General features: G+C 68.7%; 19 protein-coding genes. 8 read left to right on the top strand and 11 right to left on the bottom strand.

What is annotated here, in order from left to right; all coding sequences use genetic code 11:
* Positions 1 to 44: 44 nt before the first annotated feature.
* The gene (locus BTE28158_RS29675; protein WP_174920237.1) at positions 45 to 1,151 is read left to right on the top strand and encodes an NAD/NADP-dependent octopine/nopaline dehydrogenase family protein; all 1,107 of its coding nucleotides are present in this window, start codon (positions 45 to 47) and stop codon (positions 1,149 to 1,151) included.
* Positions 1,148 to 2,158, top strand: a complete 1,011-nt coding sequence (locus BTE28158_RS29670; protein WP_151050503.1) for a 3-hydroxybutyryl-CoA dehydrogenase — start codon at positions 1,148 to 1,150, stop codon at positions 2,156 to 2,158. The genes BTE28158_RS29675 and BTE28158_RS29670 overlap by 4 nt, the downstream gene beginning before the upstream one ends.
* A gap of 134 nt (positions 2,159 to 2,292) precedes the next feature.
* Here the strand turns inward: BTE28158_RS29670 and BTE28158_RS29665 are convergent, their stop codons facing one another.
* The 8 genes from BTE28158_RS29665 to BTE28158_RS29630 form a co-directional block, all read right to left on the bottom strand.
* Positions 2,293 to 3,630 (bottom strand): MFS transporter, encoded by a 1,338-nt coding sequence (locus BTE28158_RS29665; protein ID WP_059601302.1) that lies wholly within the window; start codon positions 3,628 to 3,630, stop codon positions 2,293 to 2,295.
* Between the two features lie 172 nt (positions 3,631 to 3,802).
* Positions 3,803 to 4,849: an ABC transporter substrate-binding protein gene (locus BTE28158_RS29660; protein ID WP_124620866.1), complete on the bottom strand. Its 1,047-nt coding sequence runs from the start codon at positions 4,847 to 4,849 to the stop codon at positions 3,803 to 3,805.
* Positions 4,846 to 5,997, bottom strand: a complete 1,152-nt coding sequence (locus BTE28158_RS29655; protein ID WP_151050501.1) for an NAD(P)/FAD-dependent oxidoreductase — start codon at positions 5,995 to 5,997, stop codon at positions 4,846 to 4,848. The genes BTE28158_RS29660 and BTE28158_RS29655 overlap by 4 nt, the downstream gene beginning before the upstream one ends.
* Positions 5,990 to 7,429 (bottom strand): FAD/NAD(P)-dependent oxidoreductase, encoded by a 1,440-nt coding sequence (locus BTE28158_RS29650; protein WP_151050499.1) that lies wholly within the window; start codon positions 7,427 to 7,429, stop codon positions 5,990 to 5,992. Before BTE28158_RS29650 ends, BTE28158_RS29655 begins: the two co-directional genes overlap by 8 nt.
* Positions 7,426 to 7,773, bottom strand: coding sequence for a (2Fe-2S)-binding protein (locus BTE28158_RS29645; RefSeq protein ID WP_151050497.1), 348 nt, complete (start codon positions 7,771 to 7,773; stop codon positions 7,426 to 7,428). Before BTE28158_RS29645 ends, BTE28158_RS29650 begins: the two co-directional genes overlap by 4 nt.
* Entirely contained in the window at positions 7,773 to 8,567 is a 795-nt protein-coding gene (locus BTE28158_RS29640; RefSeq protein ID WP_124901421.1) for an ABC transporter permease, read from the bottom strand. The genes BTE28158_RS29645 and BTE28158_RS29640 overlap by 1 nt, the downstream gene beginning before the upstream one ends.
* A complete protein-coding gene (locus BTE28158_RS29635) occupies positions 8,564 to 9,553 on the bottom strand; it encodes an ABC transporter permease (RefSeq protein WP_151050495.1) in 990 nt (329 codons plus the stop codon). The genes BTE28158_RS29640 and BTE28158_RS29635 overlap by 4 nt, the downstream gene beginning before the upstream one ends.
* On the bottom strand, positions 9,554 to 10,636 hold the full coding sequence (locus BTE28158_RS29630; RefSeq protein ID WP_151050493.1) for an ABC transporter ATP-binding protein: 1,083 nt from the start codon (positions 10,634 to 10,636) through the stop codon (positions 9,554 to 9,556).
* Between the two features lie 294 nt (positions 10,637 to 10,930).
* Between BTE28158_RS29630 and BTE28158_RS29625 the strand changes: the two genes are divergently transcribed.
* The 6 genes from BTE28158_RS29625 (at position 10,931) to BTE28158_RS29600 (ending at position 17,104) form a co-directional block, all read left to right on the top strand.
* Positions 10,931 to 11,830 (top strand): IclR family transcriptional regulator, encoded by a 900-nt coding sequence (locus tag BTE28158_RS29625; RefSeq protein ID WP_151050491.1) that lies wholly within the window; start codon positions 10,931 to 10,933, stop codon positions 11,828 to 11,830.
* 319 nt (positions 11,831 to 12,149) lie between these two features.
* Positions 12,150 to 13,277, top strand: coding sequence for a porin (locus BTE28158_RS29620; protein ID WP_082728916.1), 1,128 nt, complete (start codon positions 12,150 to 12,152; stop codon positions 13,275 to 13,277).
* 39 nt (positions 13,278 to 13,316) lie between these two features.
* Positions 13,317 to 13,538 carry a DUF3311 domain-containing protein gene (locus BTE28158_RS29615; RefSeq protein WP_059601320.1) on the top strand — a complete coding sequence of 74 codons (222 nt, stop codon included), beginning with the start codon at positions 13,317 to 13,319 and terminating at the stop codon, positions 13,536 to 13,538.
* Complete coding sequence (locus tag BTE28158_RS29610) at positions 13,535 to 15,013, top strand: sodium:solute symporter family protein (protein WP_059601323.1); 1,479 nt, start codon at positions 13,535 to 13,537, stop codon at positions 15,011 to 15,013. The genes BTE28158_RS29615 and BTE28158_RS29610 overlap by 4 nt, the downstream gene beginning before the upstream one ends.
* A 103-nt stretch (positions 15,014 to 15,116) precedes the next feature.
* Positions 15,117 to 16,589 (top strand): amidohydrolase family protein, encoded by a 1,473-nt coding sequence (locus BTE28158_RS29605; RefSeq protein WP_151050489.1) that lies wholly within the window; start codon positions 15,117 to 15,119, stop codon positions 16,587 to 16,589.
* Between the two features lie 131 nt (positions 16,590 to 16,720).
* A complete protein-coding gene (locus BTE28158_RS29600) occupies positions 16,721 to 17,104 on the top strand; it encodes a hypothetical protein (RefSeq protein WP_124620888.1) in 384 nt (127 codons plus the stop codon).
* Positions 17,105 to 17,211: 107 nt separating this feature from the next.
* Here the strand turns inward: BTE28158_RS29600 and BTE28158_RS29595 are convergent, their stop codons facing one another.
* From BTE28158_RS29595 to BTE28158_RS29585, 3 genes are all read right to left on the bottom strand, one after another.
* The gene (locus BTE28158_RS29595; protein ID WP_151050486.1) at positions 17,212 to 18,777 is read right to left on the bottom strand and encodes a methyl-accepting chemotaxis protein; all 1,566 of its coding nucleotides are present in this window, start codon (positions 18,775 to 18,777) and stop codon (positions 17,212 to 17,214) included.
* Between the two features lie 525 nt (positions 18,778 to 19,302).
* Complete coding sequence (locus BTE28158_RS29590; protein WP_151050484.1) at positions 19,303 to 20,073, bottom strand: ABC transporter substrate-binding protein; 771 nt, start codon at positions 20,071 to 20,073, stop codon at positions 19,303 to 19,305.
* A 151-nt stretch (positions 20,074 to 20,224) separates the two neighbouring features.
* Positions 20,225 to 21,454, bottom strand: coding sequence for a cyanate transporter (locus BTE28158_RS29585; protein WP_174920235.1), 1,230 nt, complete (start codon positions 21,452 to 21,454; stop codon positions 20,225 to 20,227).
* Positions 21,455 to 21,504 lie beyond the last annotated feature (50 nt).

Here is a 21,504-nt window from a genome sequence, read left to right as displayed (position 1 = left end):
GCCACCGCGTAGTCTCGGAACCATTCACTCACCGGGAGACAACGATGAAGGTATGTGTACTGGGCGGCGGCCACGGCTGCCATGCGGCCGCGATCGACCTGTTTGAGAAGGGCCACGACGTGACGTGGTGGCGGCGCGACCGCGAACCGCATGCGCGGCTGCGCGAGCTCGGCGCGTTGCACGTGACCGACTATCGCGGCAAGCGCGCGGTGCCGCTCGGCGACGCGCCTGGCGCGATCCGCCTGACCGACGATCTCGCGGCCGCGCTGCGCGGCGCGCGGCTCGTCGTGGTGCCGCTGCCGGCCGTTTCGCACGACGCGGTCGCCGCGCAGGTCGCGCCGCTGCTCGAGGACGGCCAGGTCGTGTTCCTGCCGCCCGGCACGTTCGGCAGCTTCGTGTTCGCGCGCGCGGCGGCAGACGCCGGCAACCGTGCGCGCGTTGCGTATGCGGAGACGGGCACGCTGCCGTATCTGGTGCGCAAGCACGGCGAGAACGCGGTCGTGATCAGCGCGTATGCGACGCGCCTGCCGACCGGCGTGTTTCCTGCGAACGCGGCCGGCTGGGCGTTCGACGTGCTCCGCGCGGGCTATCCGCCGGTCGAGCCGGTCGAGGATGCGCTGTCGGGCGCGCTGATGAATGCGGGCCCGGTGATCCACCCGCCGCTGATCCTGATGAACGCCGGGCCGCTCGAACACTTCGACGCGTGGGACATCCACAACGAAGGCACGCAACCGTCGATCCGCCGCGTGACGAACGCACTCGACGCAGAACGCATCGCCGTGCGCGAAGCGCTCGGCTATCGCGCGCCGCATTTCCCGCTCGCGGACCACTATGCGACCGACGGCGACGAATGGATGTACGGGCGAGGCGCGCACGGCAAGCTGACCGACAGCGGCGACTGGCGCGAGAAGATCGATCTGTGCACGCATCGCTACATGCTCGAGGACACCCGGCTCGGGCTGTCGTTCATCGTGTCGTGCGGGCGTTGGGCGAACGTGCCGACGCCCGTTGCGCAGGGGCTGCTGAGCGTCGCGTCGGCGGTGACCGGGCGCGACCTGTATGCGCAAGGCCGTACGCTGGACGGGTTCGGCCTTGCCGCCCTGTCGCGCGATGCGATGCGCGCGCTGCTCGATGCGGGATACGCCGCATGACGCCCGCCACCGACGTGACGCGCGTGCACGTGCTTGGCGCAGGACGCATGGGGCAGGGGATAGCGCTCGTCTTCGCATTCGCGGGCCTCGACGTGACGCTGATCGACTTCAAGCCGCGCGACGCGCAAGGATGGCGTGTGTTCGAGGATCGCACGCGAGGCGAGATCCTGCGGCCGCTGCATGCGCAGGTCGCGCTCGGGCGTATCGACGACACGCAGGCCAGGGCCGTGGTCGCGCGTATCGCACTGGTCGCGCGAGACGGCGCGGCAGACACCGTGCGCGGCGCCGGCATCGTGTTCGAAGCGCTGCCCGAAGTGCTCGATGCAAAGGTCGACGCGCTGCGCTGGCTGGGCGCGCATGTCGATGCGCGCGCAACGATCGCGTCGACGACGTCGACGTTCGTCGTCACCGAGCTGCAGCGCCATGTTGCACACCCTGAACGGATGCTGAACGCGCACTGGCTGAATCCGGCGTTGCTGATGCCGCTCGTCGAGATCAGCCGCAGCGGCGCGACCGATCAACGGATCGTCGATGCACTGGCCGCGCTGCTCGAACGCGTCGGGAAGAAGCCGGTGATCTGCGGGCCGGCGCCGGGCTACATCGTGCCGCGCATCCAGGCGCTCGCGATGAACGAGGCCGTGCGCATGGTGGAAGAGGGTGTCGCGAGCGCCGAGGACATCGACACCGCGATCCGCACCGGCTTCGGCCCGCGTTTCGCCGTGCTCGGGCTGCTCGAGTTCATCGACTGGGGCGGTTGCGACATCCTGTACTACGCGTCGACGTATCTCGCCGGCGAAATCGGCCCGCGCTTTGCGCCGGCCGACAGCGTCGTGCGCAACATGGAAGCCGGGCGCGACGGCGTGCGCACGGGGGCTGGCTTCCACGACTATGCGGACGTCGACGTCGCCGCGTACATGCGGCAGCGGCTTGGCGAGTTCGGGCGCTTGCTCGATCATCTGGGGCTGGCGCCGGTGTTCGACGGCGCGGGGCGGGCATCGGGTATGTAGCCGTCGCGGCAGGGCCGCGTGGGCGCCGGGCGGTGCTGGCAGGGTGGGGATGCCTGCGCCGCACGACGCGCTGCTGCATCGGCCACGGCCGGCTGGCGCACGTGGCCCGACCAGCGTGCGGGCGCGCCGCACGCTCACGCCCCGTCGCCGTGCGAATCGCCAGCCCGCACGACGCGCGTCTCGCGCATCGCGCATAGCGTCACGACGGTCACGAGGCCGAGCGCAACGAGGAACAGCGACACAGGCCACGAAGCCTGGTAGCGCGCGAGCAGCGCGGTCGCGATCAACGGCGACATCCCGCCCGCGAAGATCGACGCGACTTCATGACCGAGCGCGACGCCCGAATAGCGCACCTCGGTGCTGAACAGCTCGCCGACCAGCGCGGGCAGCGTGCCGATCATCGCGCCGTGGCTCACCGCGGTTCCGACCGTCAGCGCGAGCCACACGAGCGGCGTCGCGCGCGTGTCGAGCAGCCAGAAGAAGGGGAATGCACACGCGATGAGGCTCAGCGCGCCGATCAGGTACACGGGCTTGCGGCCGATCCGGTCGGACAGGCGGCCCCACGCGAGCATCGCGGCCATTTCGACGACCATCGCGATCATCACGCCGGTCAGCATCACGCCGTTCGGGATGCCGACATATCTGCCGTAGACGAGCGAGAACGCGAGGAAGATGTACGCGCCGCCGTTTTCGGCGACTCGGAGCCCCATCGCGAGCAGGATTTCCTTCGGATGGCGGCGGAGGCATTCGACGACCGGCAAATGCGTGTGCGCGCCGCGCTTGCCGGCCTGCTCGTAGTCGCGGCTTTCCGGAAGGTGACGGCGGATATAAATGCCAATCGCGAAGATCGCGATGCTCGCGAGGAACGGCAGCCGCCAGCCCCAGGTGCGGAACGCGTCGTCGGGCAGTGCCTGTGCGGCGAGAAACGCGGCCGACGACAGCACGAAGCCGCCGCCGACGCCGAGCTGGCTCCACGCCGCGTAGTAGCCGCGCTGCTCGGGCGGTGCGTTCTCGCTGATCATCAGCACACCGCCGCCCCATTCGCCGCCGGACGCGATGCCTTGCAACAGCCGCAGCACGACGAGCGCGGCCGGTGCCCACAGGCCGACCTGCGCGTAGGTCGGCAGCAAGCCGATCGCGAATGTCGACGCGCCCATGATCAGCAGCGTCCACACGAGTGACGCCTTGCGGCCGTAACGGTCGCCGACATGGCCGAACACGATCCCGCCGAGCGGCCGCGCGACGAAGCCGAGCGCGAACGCCGCGAACGCGGCGAGGCTGCCGGCGAGCGGCGACGCGCCCGGTGGAAAGAACACGTGGCCGAACACGAGCGCGGCGGCCGTTCCGTAGACGAAGAAGTCATACCATTCCATCGCGTTGCCGGCGACGGAGGCGATGACGATTCGGCGAAGCTGCCGGTCGGCGAGCGGCCGGGCGGCGCTCGGGGACTGCACGGTGTCGGTCGGGTACATGGCGGACTCTGAAGGGGGCGGGTGCGTGCCGTCTCTGGAACGCATGCGGCACTGCGGGCTAGTGTTGTCGGCACCGCCGCCCCGGTCAAATCCGCAGAAAAAGGGGAGTGTCATCACTCCCGCAAATGATGGTCGCGGCGCGCACGGCCGTGCCCGCGCGCGCCGGCGCCTGTTAACGCTCGATCTGCCGGTTCCAGCGCGTGTCCCACTGCGCGCGGCGCGCGTTGATCGCCGTCCAGTCGACCACCGTCACCTTGCGCACCAGATCGTCGACGTTGCCGAGGCTTTGCTGCATCGCGGCGGGCATCTTCGCGAGACGGTTGGTCGGGATCTGCTTGCCGGCCTCGGCCGCCTTCGTCTGCGCCGGCGCGGACAGCAGGAACTGCGCGAGCTTCTGGGCCAGTTGCGGATCCGGGTTGTTCGCGACCACGCACAGGTCGACGAGCAGCAGCACCGGGCCTTCCTTCGGGTTCGCATACGCGACCGGAATGCCCTTGTCCTGCAGGTCGCCGACGCCGGTCGGCGTCAGCGGGAACAGGCCGGCCTCGCCGGTCTGCACCATCTCGGAGATCTTCGCCGAGTTAGGGATGTACTCGACGACGTTCGGCCCGACCGTGCTCGCCCACTTGCTGAAGCCGGGCTCGACGTTCTGTTCGTTGCCGCCGAGCAGCCGGTTGATCGCGAGGAAGCCGTGCAGCCCGAAGGTACTGCTCGACGCCGACTGGAACACGACCTTGCCCTTGTATTTCGGATCGGCGAAATCCATCCACGACGTCGGCGGCGCCCAGCCTTTTTCCGCGAACAGTTTCCTGTTGTACGCGATGCCGGTCATCCCGAGCTGCACGCCCGCGCCGACGTCATCCTTCATCCGCGCGAACGGGTACAGCTCCTTCAGCACCGGCGAATCGTCGAGCTTCTGGCACACGCCGAGGCTGACCGCGCGCGCCATCACGCCGTCGTCGAGGAAGGCGACGTGGATCTGCGGCTTGTTGCGGTTCGCGAGCAGCTTCGCGAGCACGTCCGATGACGTGCCGGGTACCACGACGACCTTCACGTTGTTCGCCTTCTCGAAGTCGGGCAGCACCTGGCTCGTGTAGGCCTTTTCCATCGGCCCGCCGTTCATGCCGACGTAGATCGTCTTCGTTTGCGCGAACGCGGGCGCGCCGGCGCCTGCGATGCAGAGGGCGGCAGCCGCCGCGATCGTTCCGAGCAGTTTCATCGTTGGGTCTCCTCTTGACGGAAAGGGGCGGTCGGCATGGTTCGCGGAGCGAAGCGGCCGATCGAGAATGCATCGAGTGGCGTGGCGGTTTCGCCGGTCGTGACGAGATCGGCGAGCACCTCGCCGACGCCCGGCGCGAGCAGGAAGCCGCCGCCGGAAAAGCCGAACGCATGCAGCAGGTTCGGCGTGGTGCGGCTCGCGCCGATGATCGGGTTGTGGTCCGGCGTGCAGCCTTCGACGCCGCTCCACGTGCGGATCAGCAGCGCGTCGCGCAAGGCGGGCAGCAGCGCGCACGCATCGCGCATCACCGAGCGTGTCGTATCGACCGACGGCTGGCCGAACTCGCAGTCGCCCCTGCCGCGCCCGCCGCCGATCACGCAGTTGCCGCGCGCGACCTGCCGCGCGTACACGCCGCCGCCGTACACGCCGAGGTTGTGCGTGATGAACGGCGGCAGCGGTTCGGTCACCCACATGTTCGGATAGATCGGCTCCATCGGCACGGCTTCGCCGAAGCGTTCTGCGATCGCGTTCGCCCATGCGCCGGCCGAATTGATCAGCCACGTTGCGGTGCATACGCGGTCGCCGACATGAACGTGAAAGCGCGTGCCGTCGTGACGGACATCGTCGACCGGCGCGTGCTCGAATACGTCGGCGCCTGCCGCGCGGGCTGCACGCGCGAACGCGGGCGACACGACGCGCGGGTTCGCGTGTCCGTCGGTCGCGCACAGCGAGCCGCCGACCGCCGCGCGGCCGAGCCATGGATAGCGGCGACGGAACGCATCGCCGCGCATCACCTGCAGCGGCAGGCCGTGCTCGCCGGCGAGCGCCGCATAGGCGTCGAGTGCATCGAGATCGGCGTCGCTGCGCGCGAGGCGCAAATGGCCCGACACGACGAACTCGCCGTCGATGCCGATCAGCTCCGGCAGGCGATCCCAGATGCGGCGTGCGCGCAGCGCGAGCGGCAGCTGTTCGGCCGGGCGGCCCTGGCAGCGCACGCCGCCGTAGTTCACGCCGCTCGCCTGTGCGCCACAGTCGCGGCGCTCGAACAGGGCGACGCGCAAGCCGCGCCGCGTCAGCGCCAGCGCGGCCGATGCACCGACGAGCCCGCCGCCGACGATCGCGACGTCGTAGTGGCGAAGGTCACTCATCGCGCGCCTCGTCGGGAATCGCCGCGACATCGTCACCCGCGAGCGCGGCGGAGATCGGAAACGGCTTCACCGGCGGTTGCGCGCGCAACCGACCGACGTCCGCGAGCGAGCGGCCGGTTTCCGCGGCGAGCACGAGTGCGGTCGCGTCGCCGCACATGCGGCCCTGGCAGCGGCCCATCCCGGCGCGTGTCAGCGCCTTCAACCGATTCAGCTCGGTCGCTTCGCCGCCGCGAATGCAGCGTCGCAGCGTGCCCGCGTCGATTTCCTCGCAGCGGCACACGATCGTGTCGTCCGGGCAGCGCGCGGCGAGTGCGGCGGGCGGCGCGAACGCTGCTTCGAGGCCCGCGCGGAACGTGCCGAGCCGGGCGAGCGTGCGTTCCAGCATCGCCGCGTCGGGTTTGCCGGAACGCGCGGGCGACGGCGTCTCGATGCCCGCATCGTCGAGTAGCGCCAGTGCCGCGCGTCGCCCGGACGCCTCGGCCGCGTCGGCGCCTGCGATGCCGGCACCGTCGCCCGCGACGTAGATGCCGCGCACCGACGTGCGGCCGGCCGCGTCGCGTTCTGGCAGCCATGCGCGGTTGAGCGGATCGAAACGGAACCGGCAGCCGGCGAGATCCGCAAGCTGCGTTTCCGAACGCAGACCGAAGCCGAGGCCGAGCGCATCGCAGTCGAGCAGCCGCGGCGGCGCGTCATCGCCGGCCGCGCGCCAAGCGAGTCCCGTCACGTGCCGCTCGCCGAGCACGCGCTCGAGCGTGACGCCCGTTTCGATCGCGACGCCGTGCGCGCGCAGCCAGCCGATGTAGTAGAGCCCCTTCGCGAACGTGGACGGCATGCGCAGCAGCGCGGGAGCGGCCGCCGCCTGCTGGCGCAGCGGGCTCGTGTCGAGCACCGCCGCGACCTGCGCGCCGGCCTTCGCGTACTGGTAGGCGACGAGGTACAGCAATGGTCCCGTGCCCGCGAACACGATGCGGCTGCCGATCGCGCAGCCCTGTGCCTTCAGCGCGACCTGTGCGCCGCCGAGCGTGTAGACGCCGGCGAGCGTCCACCCCGGCACCGGCAGCATGCGATCGGTCGCACCGCTCGCGACGATCAGGTGCGAGAACGGCACGGTCGTCTCGCGGCCGTCCTGGAGTGCGTCGACGCGGCCCGCGCCGCACGCCCATGCGAGCGTGTCCGGCCGGTAATCGACGTGCGGCAGCAGCGCGGCCATGGTCCGGTGCACGGCATCGGCCTTCGCGGCCTCGAAGCCGTACAGCACGCGCTTGCCGCGCGCGAACGCACCGTCGGCCGGCGGCTGACGATAGATCTGTCCGCCCCAACGCGCGTTCTCGTCGATCACGACGGGGCGCAGCCCCGCGTCGACCAGCGCCTCGGCCGCGCGCACGCCGGCCGGTCCCGCGCCGACGATCACCGGCCGCAATGCGTCGTTCATGATGCATCTCCGGCTGCGGCGGGCTGCGCGCCGGTGAGAATCCGCATGCCGTCGACGATCGGTGTCGAGCATGCGCGCACGCGTGTGCCGGCCTCGGTGCGCACCCAGCAGTCCTGGCACGCGCCGATCAGGCAGAAGCCCGCGCGCGGCTTGCCGCTGAATTCGCTCACGCGCACACGGCGCTGCGCGACGAGGATCGCGGTGAGCACGGTGTCGCCGGCGAGCGCGTGCGCGGGACGGCCGTCGAGCGTGAACGCGACGGCGGCGCGCTCGCATTCGGCGATGCGCACGAACTGCGCGCCGTCGTCCGCGATGCCGGTGGAACGGGAAACGGAAGTCGTCATCAGTGTTGGCCGATCAGGATGCGGTTCAGGCCGTACACGCGATCGAGCAGCAGCATCGCGCCGGCGGTGATGAAGATGACGAGCGCCGACACCGACGCCATCATCGGGTCGATCGATTCGGTCGCGTACATGTACATGCGCACCGGCAGCGTGACCGTCTGCGGCGACGTGACGAAGATCGACATCGTCAGTTCATCGAAGCTGTTGATGAACGCGAGCAGCCAGCCGCCGGTGATGCCGGGCACGATCATCGGCAGCGTGATGCGGCGGAACGTCGTCCACGGATCGGCGCCGAGCGAGCACGCGGCCTGTTCGACGCTGCGATCGAGGCCGGCGACGGATGCGAGCACGAGCCGCATCACGAACGGCGTGATGACGATCATGTGCGCGAGCACCAGCCACGCGAACGAGCCGGTCGCGCCGATCAGCGCGAAGAACCGCAGCAGCGCGATGCCGAGCACGAGGCCGGGGATCACGAGCGGCGACAGCAGCAGGCCGTTCAGGAACGCGCGGCCGGGAAACGCCGCACGGCCGATCGCGAGCCCGGCGGGCAACGCGATCGCGAGCGACAGCGTCGCCGACGCGAACGCGAGCTTCACGCTGTTGGCAAATGCGGTGACGAAGTCCGGATAGTCGAGGATCGCGCGGAACCAGCGCAGCGACAGGCCGTGCGTCGGCAGCGTCAGTGTTTCGTCGGGCGTGAACGCGACGAGCACGACGATCACGAGCGGCGCGAGCACGAACAGGATCACGAGCGTGTGGAACGCCAGGGCGAACGGGCCGTTCTTTCTCATCGGGAAGCGCCTCCGAGGCTGCGCGCATAGCGGCGTTCGAGCACGCGGTAGTAAGTGAGCATCACGACGAGGTTCGCGACCAGCAGCAGCAGCGCGATCGTCGCGCCGAGCGGCCAGTTCAGCGAGCCGAGGAATTCGTCGTAGACGGCGGTCGCGGCGACCTTCAACCGGCGTCCGCCGAGCAGGCCCGGAATCGCGAACGCGCTCGCCGACAGCCCGAACACCATCAGGCTGCCGGACAGCACGCCCGGCATCAGCTGCGGCACCACGATGCGGCGCAGCGTCGTGAACGGCGACGCGCCGAGCGACAGCGCCGCGTGCTCGGTCTGCGGATCGAGCCGCTGCAGCGCGGTCCACACGGGGATCACCATGAACGGCAGCATCACGTGCACCAGCGCGATCACGATCGCGAACGTCGTGTATTCGAGCTTGTACGGCCCGAGACCGACGAGCCCGAGCGCCTGGTTCACGAGCCCGCTCGTGTTGAGCAGCATGCTCCAGCCGAACGCGCGCACGACGACCGACACGAGCAGCGGAGCAAGGATCGCGAGCAGGAACAGCGAGCGCCACGGGTCGCGCATTTTCGACAGCACGTACGCTTCGGGCGTGCCGATCGCGACGCAGATCGCGGTGGTCAGCGCGGCGATGCCGAACGTGCGCGCGAAGATCGTGTGGAAGTACGACGAGCCGAGCACCTCCGCGTAGTTGCCGAACTGGAACGCGGCAATCGGGCCCGTGGCCGGATCGTAGCGGTAGAACGTGAGCGCGAAGGTCATCGCGAGCGGCACGAGCACGAGCGCGGCGAAGAGCAGGAACGCGGGCGCGCACATCAGCCACAGCGGCGCATGGGCGCGCCATGACGCACGCAGCGTGCGGCCACTGGTGGCGCGGAGCGGCGCCGTATTGACCGAAGCGGCGGCTCCGGCCGATTGCGCGAGCGTGGCCGGCGTGCCGTCGGTCGGAAGCGGTCGGGCAGGCTGTCCCATTCAGACCTCCCGCCGCATCACGCGCACCGCATCGCTGTGCCAGTCGACGCCGACCGGCGCACCTTCCGCGAGCGGCTCCGCGCCTTCGTTCTGGCAACACACGAGCACTTCTCCGAGCGCGCTGTCGACGCGGTACAGCCACTGGCTGCCGAGGAAGAAGCGGCTCGTGACCGTCGCGGCGAAACGGCCAGCGCCCGGCGCGCACAGTCGCAGTTTTTCAGGGCGGATGCACACCGACACGGCGTCGCCGATGCGCACGTCGCGCTCACGCGCCGGCAGGTGCGCGGTGCGGCCCGTTTCCGCGAGATCGTGGCCGAGGTCGATGCGAATTGCGTCGCCGTCGTGCGCGACGATGGTGCCGGGCAGCAGGTTCGCCTTGCCGATGAACTGCGACACGAAGTGGTTCTCGGGGCGTTCGTACGCGCGGTACGGCGTATCGGTCTGCGTGATGCGGCCGGCTTCCATCACGACCACGCGATCGCTGATCGACAGCGCTTCCGATTGATCGTGCGTGACCATGATCGTCGTCGTGCCGATCTTGCGCTGGATGGCGCGCAGTTCGAACTGCATCTCTTCGCGCAGCTTCGCGTCGAGGTTCGACATCGGCTCGTCGAGCAGCAGCACCGGCGGTTCGATCACGACCGCACGCGCGATCGCGACACGCTGCCGCTGGCCGCCGGACAGCTCGCGCGGAAAGCGGTGCGCGAGCGCATCGAGACGCACGAGCGCGAGCGCCGCGCGGATGCGCTCGGCGCGCTCCGCCTTGTCGACGCCGCGCATGTCGAGGCCGAAGCCGACGTTTTCCGCGACGCTCATGTGCGGAAACAGCGCGTAGCTCTGGAACACGATGCCGAGCCCGCGGCGGTTCGGCTTCATGTGCGTGATGTCCTGACCGTCGAGCGCGATGCGGCCGCGCGTGACGTCGACGAAGCCGGCGATCATCTGCAGCGTCGTGGTCTTGCCGCAGCCCGACGGCCCGAGCAGCGACACGAATTCGCCTTGCTCGACCGACAGGTTGACGTCGGCGACGGCGGTGAGCTCGCCGAACGATTTCGTCAGATCCGTAAGCGTGAGAAACGACATGGGGAGCTCCGGGTTCGCACACCGGATGGCCGGTGCGTCATTGACGCGGACTCTAGCCAGCCATATTGGGGAGCGTCAATTTCGAATTCTGCTCAGCGGGATGAATTTCTGAGAAATTCCGGTTGGCGGAATACTTTTGGACATGGAAGAAAAATCGTTCCGTTGAATGAAGGCTGGCCAGGGGGTGAAAAGCGCGCGTCAATCCCGTGCACACCCGGATGCCCGACGCATTTCGGCGGCACGACAATGGCGTCTGGCATATTCCGTTCAATGAAATCATCGAGGAGAACTCGCATGCAGGAACCGCATTCGCGCGGAACGTCGCGTGCCGCACGCATGCCGTCCCCGGACGAGGACGCCGCTGCCGATGCCGCCGATGCGGCCGGCGCGCCGGGCACCGGCATGCTGCAGCGCGCGTTCGCGATCCTGCGCGCGCTGGCCGGCATGCAGCAGGACGGCGTGCGCGTCACGCACCTCGCGAGGGCCGTCGGCCTCACGCAAGGCACGGCGCACCGGATCCTGCAATCGCTGATCGCGGAAGGGATGGTCGAACAGGACGAGCAGTCGAAGCTGTACCGGTTGAGCGTCGACTTCTTCGCGCTCGCCGCGCTGGCCGGCAACCCGAGCAGCATGCGTACGCTGTGCCGGCCCGCGCTGCTGCGGCTGTGCGCGAGTCTCGGCGAGACGATCTTCCTGCTCGTGAAGAGCGGCTTCGACGCCGTGTGTCTCGATCTGTGCGAAGGGCCGTTCCCGATCCGCTCGTTTACCGGCGACATCGGCGGGCGCATCGCGCTCGGCGTCGGGCAGGGCAGCCTCGCGATCCTCGCGTTCCTGCCGGAAGCCGAGCGCGAGGAAGTGATCCGCTTCAACGTGCCGCGCATTCGCGGCTACGGCGTGCTCGACGAGGTGTACCTGCGCACCGAGATCGAACGCGTGCGCCAGCTCGGCTATGCAGGGCGCAACAGCGGCGTGCTCGACGGGATGGCCGGCGTCGCGGTGCCGATCCTCGACCGCACCGGTTATCCGGTCGGTGCGCTGAGCGTCGGCACGCTGGCGTCGCGCCTCGGTGACGACCGGATGCCGATGGTCGTCGAACTGCTGCGGCGCCAGGCCGACGCGATCGGCCCGCGCACGAACCCGTTCGATGCCGCATTGCGGCGGCCGATGCACGGGCTATCCGGGAAAACCGCGTAGCCGCCGCATAGCCGCATCACGCGTCGCCGTTTCGTCAGCTTGCTTGCACGCGCCATTCACGTCTGAGCAAAGTGCGCCACGTCACGCGGGCCTCGATGCTTTCTGTTTGCTTGCAGTCGCGCGCTTTTTCCGCCCACCTCCGCTTCGTCCGTCTTCATTCGATTTTCAACTGCCGGCCAGTTGAACATTTCATTTCTTGATGCGATTGCGGCTGGATACCATCCAGCCACTGTCCATACAAGCCGACCGGCGCGTATGGCCAGCATCGAGAAAACACAACACAACATCGACAAGACGGTTTGGAGAGGAGAAGACGGAGATGGTGCGAACGATGGGCAGGAAGACGGGCGTCGCGTGCATGAGCGCGGCCATTGCGATGATGTTCGCCGGCGCCGCGCATGCGCAGTCGACGGTGACGCTGTACGGGATCGTCGACGCCGGCGTGACCTACACGAACAACGCGAAGGGCCATGCGCTGTGGCAGTTCACGGGCGGCAACGAATCGGGCCCGCGCTGGGGCTTGATCGGCACCGAGGATCTCGGCGGCGGCCTGAAGGCGAACTTCCGGCTCGAGAACGGCTTCAACGTCGCGAACGGCGCGCTCGGGCAGGGCGGCCGGATGTTCGGTCGCTCGGCGTGGGTCGGCCTGAGCGGCGCGAGCTGGGGTGCGGTGACGCTCGGCCGCCAGTACAACTCGACGCAGGACATCCTCGGTTCGCTGCAGATGAGCAGTTTCCTCGCGCAGTACTCGACGCATCCGTTCGACAACGACGACATCAACAACACGTTCCGCACCAACAACGCGGTCAAGTACGTGTCGCCGACGATCGCGGGCCTGCAGGCGAATTTGATGGTCGGGTTTTCGAACTCGACGGGCTTCTCGAACGACAACACGTGGAGCGCGGGCGTCACGTATGCGAACGGGCCGCTGAACGCGGGTGCCGCCTATGCGCGCGTGAACCATCCGGCGGCCAGCGCGACGGGCGCCGTCGCGTCCGACAACTATTACCCGGGCTCGGCGTCGGTGTTCGGCGCCGGCCTGTCGAACGCGGTGCGCCAGCAGATCTGGGGCGCGGGCGGCAGCTATGCGATCGGGCAGGCGACGCTCGGGCTGCTGTACACGGGCTCGAACTTCGGCCAGGCGACGGGCGGCGCGCTGCGTTTCAGCAATTACGAAGGCAGCGTGCGCTACCTGATCACGCCCGCGTTGATGGCCGCGGCCGGCTACACGTATACGAAGGTCGCGCGCGGCGGGGACGACGGTCACTACCAGCAGGTGTCGGCCGGCGTTCAGTACCTGCTGTCCAAGCGCACCGACGTGTACGTGAACGGCTTCTACCAGAAGGCGTCGTCGGGTGTGGGCCATGCGTGGATCGACGGCACCGACGGCCCGTCGTCGACGACGTCGCAGGTGGCGGCGGTGGTCGGCATCCGCCAGAAGTTCTGATGCCCTGACGCGTTCGCGCGTCTTCCGGAGGAGACATAGATGAAATTCAAACTGTTGCTGGCGGCGTTGCCGTTCGTCGGGATGTACAGCGGCGGCTCGATCGCCGAGGTGCGGCCGCTCCTGTTCGGCCTGCCGTTCCTGCTCGTATGGAACCTGATCTGGATGGCGGCGACCGCCGCGATCCTCGCGATCCTGTTCCACCTCGACGAGCGCGGCGAGGGCCATCAGGCCCGCGACGGCCGCACGGGAGACGCGCGATGAACGCATCGATCCTCATCATCGCGGCGTTCGCCGTGTTCGCGCTCGCGATCGGCGTGATGGCACGGCGCGGCCGCAAGCTCACGCTCGAACAGTGGGCGGTCGGCGGGCGCGGCTTCGGCTCGCTGCTCACGTTCCTGCTGATGGCCGGCGAGGCGTTCTCGACGTTCTCGTTCCTCGGCGCGAGCGGCTGGACCTACAGCAAGGGCGTGCCTGCGTTCTACATCCTGTCGTACGGCTGCCTCGCGTTCGTGATCGGCTACTGGATGCTGCCCGCGGTGTGGCGCTACGCGAAGGAGCGCGGGCTCGTGTCGTTCGCCGATTACTTCGCGTCGAAGTACGACAGCCGCGCGATCGGCGTGCTGGTGTCGGTGGTGGCCGTGTTCGCCATGGTGTCGCTGCTGATGATCCAGCTGCGTGGCCTCGGCGTGATCGTGTCGGAGATGTCGTACGGGCTGATTCCGCAATCGGCCGCGATCTGGATCGCCGCGTCGCTGATGGCGGTCTACATGGTCGTGTCGGGCATTCACGGCTCCGCGAGCATCGCGATCTTCAAGGACGTGCTGATCCTCGCGATCGCGATCTTCCTCGGCCTGTACCTGCCGATGCACTATTACGGCGGGCTCGGCGAGATGTTCGCGAAGATCGACGCCGCGCATCCCGAACTGCTGCGCATGCCCGAGCACGGCTTCAACCTGAGCTGGTACAACTCGACGATCCTGCTCACGTCGCTCGGCTATTACCTGTATCCGCACGGCTTCACCGCGATCTACGTCGCGAAGGACGAACGCGCGCTGCGCCGCAACGTGATCCTGATGCCGCTGTACCAGGTGCTGATCGCGTTCCTGTTCCTCGTCGGCTTCGCGGCCGTGATGACCGTGCACGGGCTCGAAGGCGCGCAGACCGACCTCGCGCTGCTGCGCCTCGTGAAGCAGACGTTCCCCGCGTGGTTCGTCGGCATCGTCGGCGGCACGGGCCTGCTGACCGCGCTGGTGCCGGGCTCGCTGATCATGCTGAACGCATCGACGACGATCGCGCGCAACATCTACCGCGATGGCTTCGCGCCGAATGCGACCGATCGCGAGGTGACGAGCGTCGCGCGAATCGCGCTGCCGATCTTCACGCTGGTCGTCGTCTACTTCGTGCTGCGCGGCGGTGCCACCTTCGTCACGCTCGCGATCTTCTCGTCGAGCCTGCTCACCCAGCTCGTGCCGATGCTCGCGTCGAGCTTCCTGAAGCGGCCGTTCGGCACGCGGGAAGGGGCATTCGCCGGGATCGTCGCCGGTGCGATCGTAATCGCGATGACGAACTACTACGGCGTGACGCTCGCCTCGCTGTTCCCCGGCGCATCGAGCACGTTGACGTCGATCAACCCCGGGCTGGTCGCGCTCGCCGTGAACGCCGTCGTGTTCATCGCGATCAGCGCGGCGCAGCGCAAGCTGAAGGCGCGAGTGGCGGCACCCGTCCGCTCCGCATGACGTCACGATCGACATGCCGCCGTCGAGCCGCCGGGCAGCCGCCCGGCGGTTTTTCCGTTCGGCGGCCCCCTAACCATTTCGCATTCCAACAGGACACCAGGCGATGACGACCGAGGACAAAGCCGACGACCGGCGCGAAGCAATCGATACGCTGATCGCGAACGGCTGCGTGATCACGATGGACCCGCAGCGGCGCGTGATCGAGAACGGCGCGGTTGCCGTGAAGGGCGATCGCATCGTCGCCGTTGGCGACACCACCGGGTTGCAGGCGCGTTTCCGTGCCGCGCGCACGATCGACGCGCGCCGCAAGGCCGTGCTGCCGGGCCTGATCGATTCGCATGCGCACGCCGGCCACGCGATGCTGCGCACGATCGGCGGCGCGGACGGCGACGCGTGGTCGGCCGCGGCCGAGACGATCTATACGCGCGCGTCGGACGAGGCGTTCTGGGAAACCGAATCACACCTCGCGGCGCTCGAACGGCTGAAGGCCGGCGTGACGACGGGCGTGTCGCTGCTCGGCGGCGGCAACTCGATCATGCGCGTCGACGATCCCGTCTACGCGCGGCGCCATTGCGATGCGGTCGTGCGTACCGGCACGCGCTCGATCGTGGCGGTTGGCCCGTCGCGCCCACCCGCGCCGCGCGCGTACACGCGCCACGGGCCTGACGGCAGCGAGACGCGCGACGTCGATTTCGACACGATGTACGACGTGTGCGAGCGCATCGTCGACGCATGCCATGGCGATGCCGGCGGCCGGATCCGGATCGCGCTCACGCTGCCGGTGTACGGTCCCGAGCACGACCCCGAAGTCGCGCGGTACGAGCGCGACTTCCGCGACCAGGCGGCGCGCTACGGCGCGCTGGCGCGCGCACGCGGCCTGACGTTCACGCAGGACGGGCATCGCGCGGGCACGCTCGCGTTCGCGCATCGCGAACTCGGGCTGCTCGGTCCGACGGCGTTCATGTCGCACAGCATCGACCTGACCGACGACGACATCGCGGCGTGCGTGGAAACCGGCACCGCGATCGTCCACAATCCGAGCGCGATCATGTCGATCATCGGCCGCTGCCCGGTGCCCGAGCTGATCGATGCGGGCGTGACCGTCGCGATCGCGTCGGACGGCGCGGCGCCAGATCGCGGTTACGACATGTTCCGACACATGTGGCAGTGCATGCACTACCATCGCCGCCACTTCCGCGACCCGGACGTGCTGCCGCACGGCAAGGTGCTGGAGATGGTGACGATCGACGCGGCGAAGGCGCTGTCGCTCGATCGCGAAATCGGTTCGCTCGAAGCCGGCAAACTCGCCGACGTCATCCTCGTCGATCTGTTCCGCCCGCACATGATGCCGATGAACATGCCCGTGTATCGCGTGACGTGTTTCGCGAACGCGGCCGACGTGTGCATGACGATGGTCGGAGGACGCGTGCTGATGGACGATCGCCGTGTGTTGTCGGTCGACGAGAACGAGATTCTCGAGCGCGTGACGACGGTCGCGGAGACGATGATCGCGCGCAGCGGGTTGCGGCACCTGCTCGACGAGCCGAAGACGCTGTGGGGGCGCAGTCGCTACTGAACGCCGCCGTGGCGGCAGTGGTTTGCGCGGTGCAATGACGGCGAGGCCGGCCCGGTTCGGGCCGGGTTTTTTTCTGGTTTCGCCGCCGACGGACATGCTAGGATTTCCGTCAAACAACTCCGGAGACTGCTATGCCGTTCATCTGCGAAAACGTTGAATGCCGCGCCGTGCTGGCTCGCGGTCAGGTCAAGCCCAGTCGCGAAGAAGCGGGGTGGTGTTTCTACTGCCCGGACTGCAAGGCCAGGAACGAGTTGACGATTGCCGGCGTGCCGGACGGTCCTGTCGAGTGGCATCAGCCGGAGAGAGCCAGTCCCCCGCACAAGGTCGTCGCGACGGCGCGCCCCCTGGAGGACGGCGGGTTCGCAGCCCAGTTGCGCGTTCAGCGGGCGCTCGCCGTGAAAGGAACCTACGCGGCCGAAGAGCGCTGGGAGCAGCTCGGCGTATTCCCCGACGCGCAGGAGGCCGTCGCGCACGCGAAGTCCTTCGCGATGGACCTGCTGGCACGGGCGGCCTAGGCGCGAGCGGCCCGCCGGGCGATCCACATTTTGCCGGCAACGACACCGGGCCGCGGCTCGGGTGTCGTGCCGTGCCGGCAGGCCCGACACCGGTCGGACCGGTCACATCACGCCGCCGCCGCCACATCTCGAAGACGGAATTGCGCGACGGCATCGCTCAGTCGTGCGCTCTGATCCTCGAGCGACAGCGCCGCGGCGGCTGCTTCTTCCACCAGCGCGGCATTGCGCTGCATGGTCTGCTCCATCTGGATGACCGCGGCATTCACCTGCTCGATGCCGGCGGATTGCTCGTCGAATGCGATGCTCGTTTCGCCCATGATCGCATTCACGCGCTCGACCGCGGCGACGAGTTCGTTCATCGCCGAGCCGGCGAGTGCGACGAGGCCGCTGCCGTCTTCGACGCGCTGCGCCGAGTGGCCGATGAGTTCGCGAATCTCCTTCGCCGCCGACGCGCAGCGCTGCGCGAGCCCGCGCACCTCGGTTGCCACCACGGCGAAGCCACGCCCCTGTTCGCCCGCGCGTGCCGCTTCGACCGCGGCATTCAACGCAAGGATGTTCGTCTGGAATGCGATGCTTTCGATCACGCCGACGATGCCGGAGATCCGCGTGGAGCTGTGCGAGATCGCCGACATCGTTTCGACGACGCGCTGCATCGCGTCGCCGCCTTTCGATGCGATGCCGGCCGCGCCTTGCGCGTAAGTGCGCGCATCGCGCGCGTTGTCCGCGTTCTGCCGGACGGTCGCCGTCAGCTGTTCCACGCTCGCCGCCGCCTGCTGCAGCGACACGGCCTGCTGCTCCGTGCGCGCGGACAGGTCGACGTTGCCGCTCGCGATCGTGCGGACGTCGCCGACGATCGTCTCCGTGCTCGAGCGCACCTGATTCACGGTTTCGACGAGGCCGTCCTGCATCCGCTTCAATGCATTCAGCAAATACGCCATTTCGTTTTCGCCGGGAATGACGACCGTGCCGGTCAGGTCGCCTTTCGAAATCCTGTCGAAATGCGCGACGGCGAGATGGATCGGCGCGATGATCGCCGTCGCGAGCACGCGCTGCGCCAGGAAGCCGACGATCAGCGCGAACAGGGCGACCGCCACCATGGCCCACACGATCCGGTGGAAGCGCTCGCCGGCTGCATCGTAGCGCGCCTTCTGGCGGGCGACCTGGAACGATTCGAGCGCGTCGATCGCTTCCTGGTAGGCGGTGAAGAGTGCCGGCGGCGCGGTGCGGTGCGTGTCGAGGAAGTCGAATGCGTTGTCGTGATCGAGTTGCGACATCGCCTTCAGGAACACCTGGTCGAGCAGCGTGCGACGGCGATTGCGCAGTGTGTCGAACAGCGCTTGCTCGTCGGCGTCGCGCGTGTGCAGGCGCGTGTACGCGTCCAGTTCGTCGTCGCTCTGCTTGAGGAGCGTGTGCAGTTGCGCGATTTCCGCCTTCGCGGGCTGGCCGGCGCTGATGATCTGCGCGACGTCGCTCACGCGTTCGCGCAGCACGAGCATGCGCTCCGAGCTGGTTTTCAGGTGCAGCAGCGACGCGGTGTCGTCGCGGTACATCGCTTCGAGCGAGCCGTTGCCCGCGTAGAGGGCGGCGATGCACGCGCCGACGACCAGCACGAGCAGCGCCGTATAGCCGGCGATGGTCGCGACGAGCCCGCCGCGGATGGTGAGTTTTCGCATGACGTTCCCTTGCCGGCGGCCCGACGGGCGGCCGACGGCGGATGTGGATTCCGGATCACGAACGACGACGGCGCGCCGCGTCGCAATGCGGGGCGCGAGGGTTGCGAACGGGTTAACGGCAGGCGCGGCGCGGAGGTTTTATCTGCACGCGACGCGAATCTGGACGAATGCGACAGAAGGGCGGCGGTGGAGGGCGGATACGTTGCCGTGGTGAACGGCGTGCCGACGGCCGAGGCACGCATCGCCGCCGCGAAGCGACGCGCACTCGCCGCTGGCGATCGCGAGCGGGCGGGAGGCGCCGGGCATGGCCGTCGTGCGTTCGCCGTCGTCCGTTGCGGTCATCGCGGGGCATCGTTCGCGCCACATGTCGATCGCGCGGTGGTCGTCAAACGATCGAGCTGCGCAAATGCACAGGCCGCCCGTCAAAAAGAACGTGGTGAACGGGTTGCCGAAAGCAGGAACGGGGCATCGCGCTCGCGCGCGACGCCCTTCGCATCGGCGGGCGGCCGCAGCCGCTCGCGTCCGTCAGTTGTAGATATCGAACGAGAAATACTTCTTCGCGATTCGCTGATACGTGCCGTCCTGAATCAGGCTCGCGAGCGCCTGGTTGATCTGCGTGCGCAGCGCGTCGTCATCCTTGCGCACGCCGATCGCGGAGCCGACGCCGAGCGTCTTCGGATCGTGCAATGGCGGCCCCGCGAATTCGAAGTTCGCTCCCTTCGCCGTCTTCAGGAAGCCGAGATCAGCCTGCACCGACGATTGCAGCGACGCGTCGAGGCGGCCCGCAATCAAATCCTGATAGACGAGATCCTGCGTCTGGTACGTGCGCACGATTACGCCCTTCGGTTCCCAGTACGTGCGCGCATAGGTTTCCTGCGTCGACCCCTGCTCGACGCCGACGCTCTTGCCGGCCAGCGACCCGGCCGTCGGTTGCAGGTTCGAGCCGCGTCGCGCGACGAGGCGCGGCGGCACGTTGTTGATCTTGTCGGTGAACGCGATCTGCGTGAGGCGTTTCTCGGTCACGCTCATCGACGACAGCACGCCGTCGAACTTGCGCGCCTTCAGCGCGGGGATCATCCCGTCGAAGGCGTTTTCGACCCACACGCAGCGCACCTTCATGCGTTCGCAGATCGCGTTGCCGAGATCGATGTCGAAGCCGACGAGCTTGCCGTCCGGTGCGAGCGATTCGAACGGCGCGTAGCTGGGATCGACGCCGAGGCGAAGGACGGCCGGGTCTTTCGCGGCGACGGCGCCTGCCGTCAGCCCAAGCGCGACGGCGATGACGAGCTTTTTCATGATTGTCTCCATGATCGATTGTTGTGGTGTGCGGTGAAGCGAATGTGCGGCCGGTGGGCGTGACGGCCCGCGCCCGGCCATGCGCGGGCGGCTGGACGAGCGCCGGCGGATGCCGGCGATCGTCCGGATCGGGGAATCCGGTGGTTCGGTGTCAGTGCGCCGCGCTGGCGATGCGCGCCATGCTGCGCCGGTAGCCGTCGGGAGAGAACGCGGCGTTCAACGCGGCCATCAACGCGATCACGCCGACATGCAGCCACCACGCGATCGCGAAGCCGCCGCCCGCGTCGCGCAGCCAGCCGATCAGCCAGGGGCTCGCGGCGACGATCAGGAAGCCGATGCCCTGCACGAACGCGGCGAGCGCGCCCGCGAGCCGCGCATCGGGCAAGTGGTCGAGCGTGACGATCAGGCTCATCGAGAAGAATCCGCCGAGCCCGACGCCGACGCTCGCGACCGACAGCCACGGCGCGAGCGCGGGCACCGTCGCGAAGCCGACGAAGCCGACCGCCTGCAACGCGAGCGTGAGCCACAGCACGGGGCGGCGATCGTGCGAGCGTTTCGCGAGCAGCGGCATCGCGAGCGCGCCGGCCGCCTGGAACAGCGCCATCCAAGCGAGCAGGTTGCCGCTCGCCTGCGAGCTCATGCCGACGCTGTGATAGAACGCGGGCAGCCACGCGACGAGGCTTGCGTAGCCGCTGTTGCTGAGGCCGAAGAACAGCGCGAGTTGCCATGCGCGCGGAATCCGGGCGAACGCGGTGACGGGCGCCGATACCGTCGCGGCATGCACCGCGTCGCGCGGCGCCTTCGCGCGCCACAGCGCGAGCGTCACGAGCGCGGGCACGGCCCAGACGGCGAGCGACAGATGCCAGCCGCCGTGCGCGGCGAGCCACGGGCTCGCGACCGCGCCGAATGCGCCGCCGCCGACGAGCGCCGCCGAATAGAGCCCCATCGCGAGCGGCAGCCGGTCGGCGAACCAGCGCTTGGCGAGGCCCGGCGCGAGCGACTGGATCACCGCGACACCCGCGCCCGCGACGACCGCCGTGACGACCAGCCCGGTGCTGTTTCCGGTCCACAGCCGCGCGATGCAGCCCGCGGCGATCAGCGCCAGCGCGGTGGCGAGCGCGCGCTGCTCGCCGACGTGTCGTGCAAGCCCGACGCCGACGCCGGCGACGACGCCCATCAGCACGAACGGCAGCGTGGTCAGCAGCGCGGCCGCGCGGAAACCGAGGCCGGTGTCGGCACGCACGATGTCGAGCACGGGGCCGAATGCGGTCAGGAACGGACGCAGGTTGAGGCCGGCGAGCACCAGCAACGCGAGTGCGCCGCAGGATACGGAGGCCGCGTGCGGGCGGGAAACGGCGTGTGCGGTGCCGGGGTCGGTCATCGGAATGCTCCAGGGGCCAGTGGCCTTGTGATGCGATGCCGAAAGGGTAA

It is taken from the genome of Burkholderia diffusa (assembly GCF_902499115.1).
In the GTDB taxonomy this organism is placed as follows: Bacteria; Pseudomonadota; Gammaproteobacteria; order Burkholderiales; family Burkholderiaceae; genus Burkholderia; species Burkholderia diffusa.
Note: the sequence above shows the minus strand (reverse complement) of the source record. Positions and strands in the feature narration are given on the sequence as shown.

Excerpts from the sequence above, each read along its gene's own strand:
- BTE28158_RS29675 (WP_174920237.1), top strand. The coding sequence starts at position 45 with ATGAAGGTATGTGTACTGGGCGGCGGCCACGGCTGCCATGCGGCCGCG.
- BTE28158_RS29670 (WP_151050503.1), top strand. The coding sequence starts at position 1,148 with ATGACGCCCGCCACCGACGTGACGCGCGTGCACGTGCTTGGCGCAGGA.
- BTE28158_RS29665 (WP_059601302.1), bottom strand. The coding sequence starts at position 3,630 with ATGTACCCGACCGACACCGTGCAGTCCCCGAGCGCCGCCCGGCCGCTC.
- BTE28158_RS29660 (WP_124620866.1), bottom strand. The coding sequence starts at position 4,849 with ATGAAACTGCTCGGAACGATCGCGGCGGCTGCCGCCCTCTGCATCGCA.
- BTE28158_RS29655 (WP_151050501.1), bottom strand. The coding sequence starts at position 5,997 with ATGAGTGACCTTCGCCACTACGACGTCGCGATCGTCGGCGGCGGGCTC.
- BTE28158_RS29650 (WP_151050499.1), bottom strand. The coding sequence starts at position 7,429 with ATGAACGACGCATTGCGGCCGGTGATCGTCGGCGCGGGACCGGCCGGC.
- BTE28158_RS29645 (WP_151050497.1), bottom strand. The coding sequence starts at position 7,773 with ATGACGACTTCCGTTTCCCGTTCCACCGGCATCGCGGACGACGGCGCG.
- BTE28158_RS29640 (WP_124901421.1), bottom strand. The coding sequence starts at position 8,567 with ATGAGAAAGAACGGCCCGTTCGCCCTGGCGTTCCACACGCTCGTGATC.
- BTE28158_RS29635 (WP_151050495.1), bottom strand. The coding sequence starts at position 9,553 with ATGGGACAGCCTGCCCGACCGCTTCCGACCGACGGCACGCCGGCCACG.
- BTE28158_RS29630 (WP_151050493.1), bottom strand. The coding sequence starts at position 10,636 with ATGTCGTTTCTCACGCTTACGGATCTGACGAAATCGTTCGGCGAGCTC.
- BTE28158_RS29625 (WP_151050491.1), top strand. The coding sequence starts at position 10,931 with ATGCAGGAACCGCATTCGCGCGGAACGTCGCGTGCCGCACGCATGCCG.
- BTE28158_RS29620 (WP_082728916.1), top strand. The coding sequence starts at position 12,150 with ATGGTGCGAACGATGGGCAGGAAGACGGGCGTCGCGTGCATGAGCGCG.
- BTE28158_RS29615 (WP_059601320.1), top strand. The coding sequence starts at position 13,317 with ATGAAATTCAAACTGTTGCTGGCGGCGTTGCCGTTCGTCGGGATGTAC.
- BTE28158_RS29610 (WP_059601323.1), top strand. The coding sequence starts at position 13,535 with ATGAACGCATCGATCCTCATCATCGCGGCGTTCGCCGTGTTCGCGCTC.
- BTE28158_RS29605 (WP_151050489.1), top strand. The coding sequence starts at position 15,117 with ATGACGACCGAGGACAAAGCCGACGACCGGCGCGAAGCAATCGATACG.
- BTE28158_RS29600 (WP_124620888.1), top strand. The coding sequence starts at position 16,721 with ATGCCGTTCATCTGCGAAAACGTTGAATGCCGCGCCGTGCTGGCTCGC.
- BTE28158_RS29595 (WP_151050486.1), bottom strand. The coding sequence starts at position 18,777 with ATGCGAAAACTCACCATCCGCGGCGGGCTCGTCGCGACCATCGCCGGC.
- BTE28158_RS29590 (WP_151050484.1), bottom strand. The coding sequence starts at position 20,073 with ATGAAAAAGCTCGTCATCGCCGTCGCGCTTGGGCTGACGGCAGGCGCC.
- BTE28158_RS29585 (WP_174920235.1), bottom strand. The coding sequence starts at position 21,454 with ATGACCGACCCCGGCACCGCACACGCCGTTTCCCGCCCGCACGCGGCC.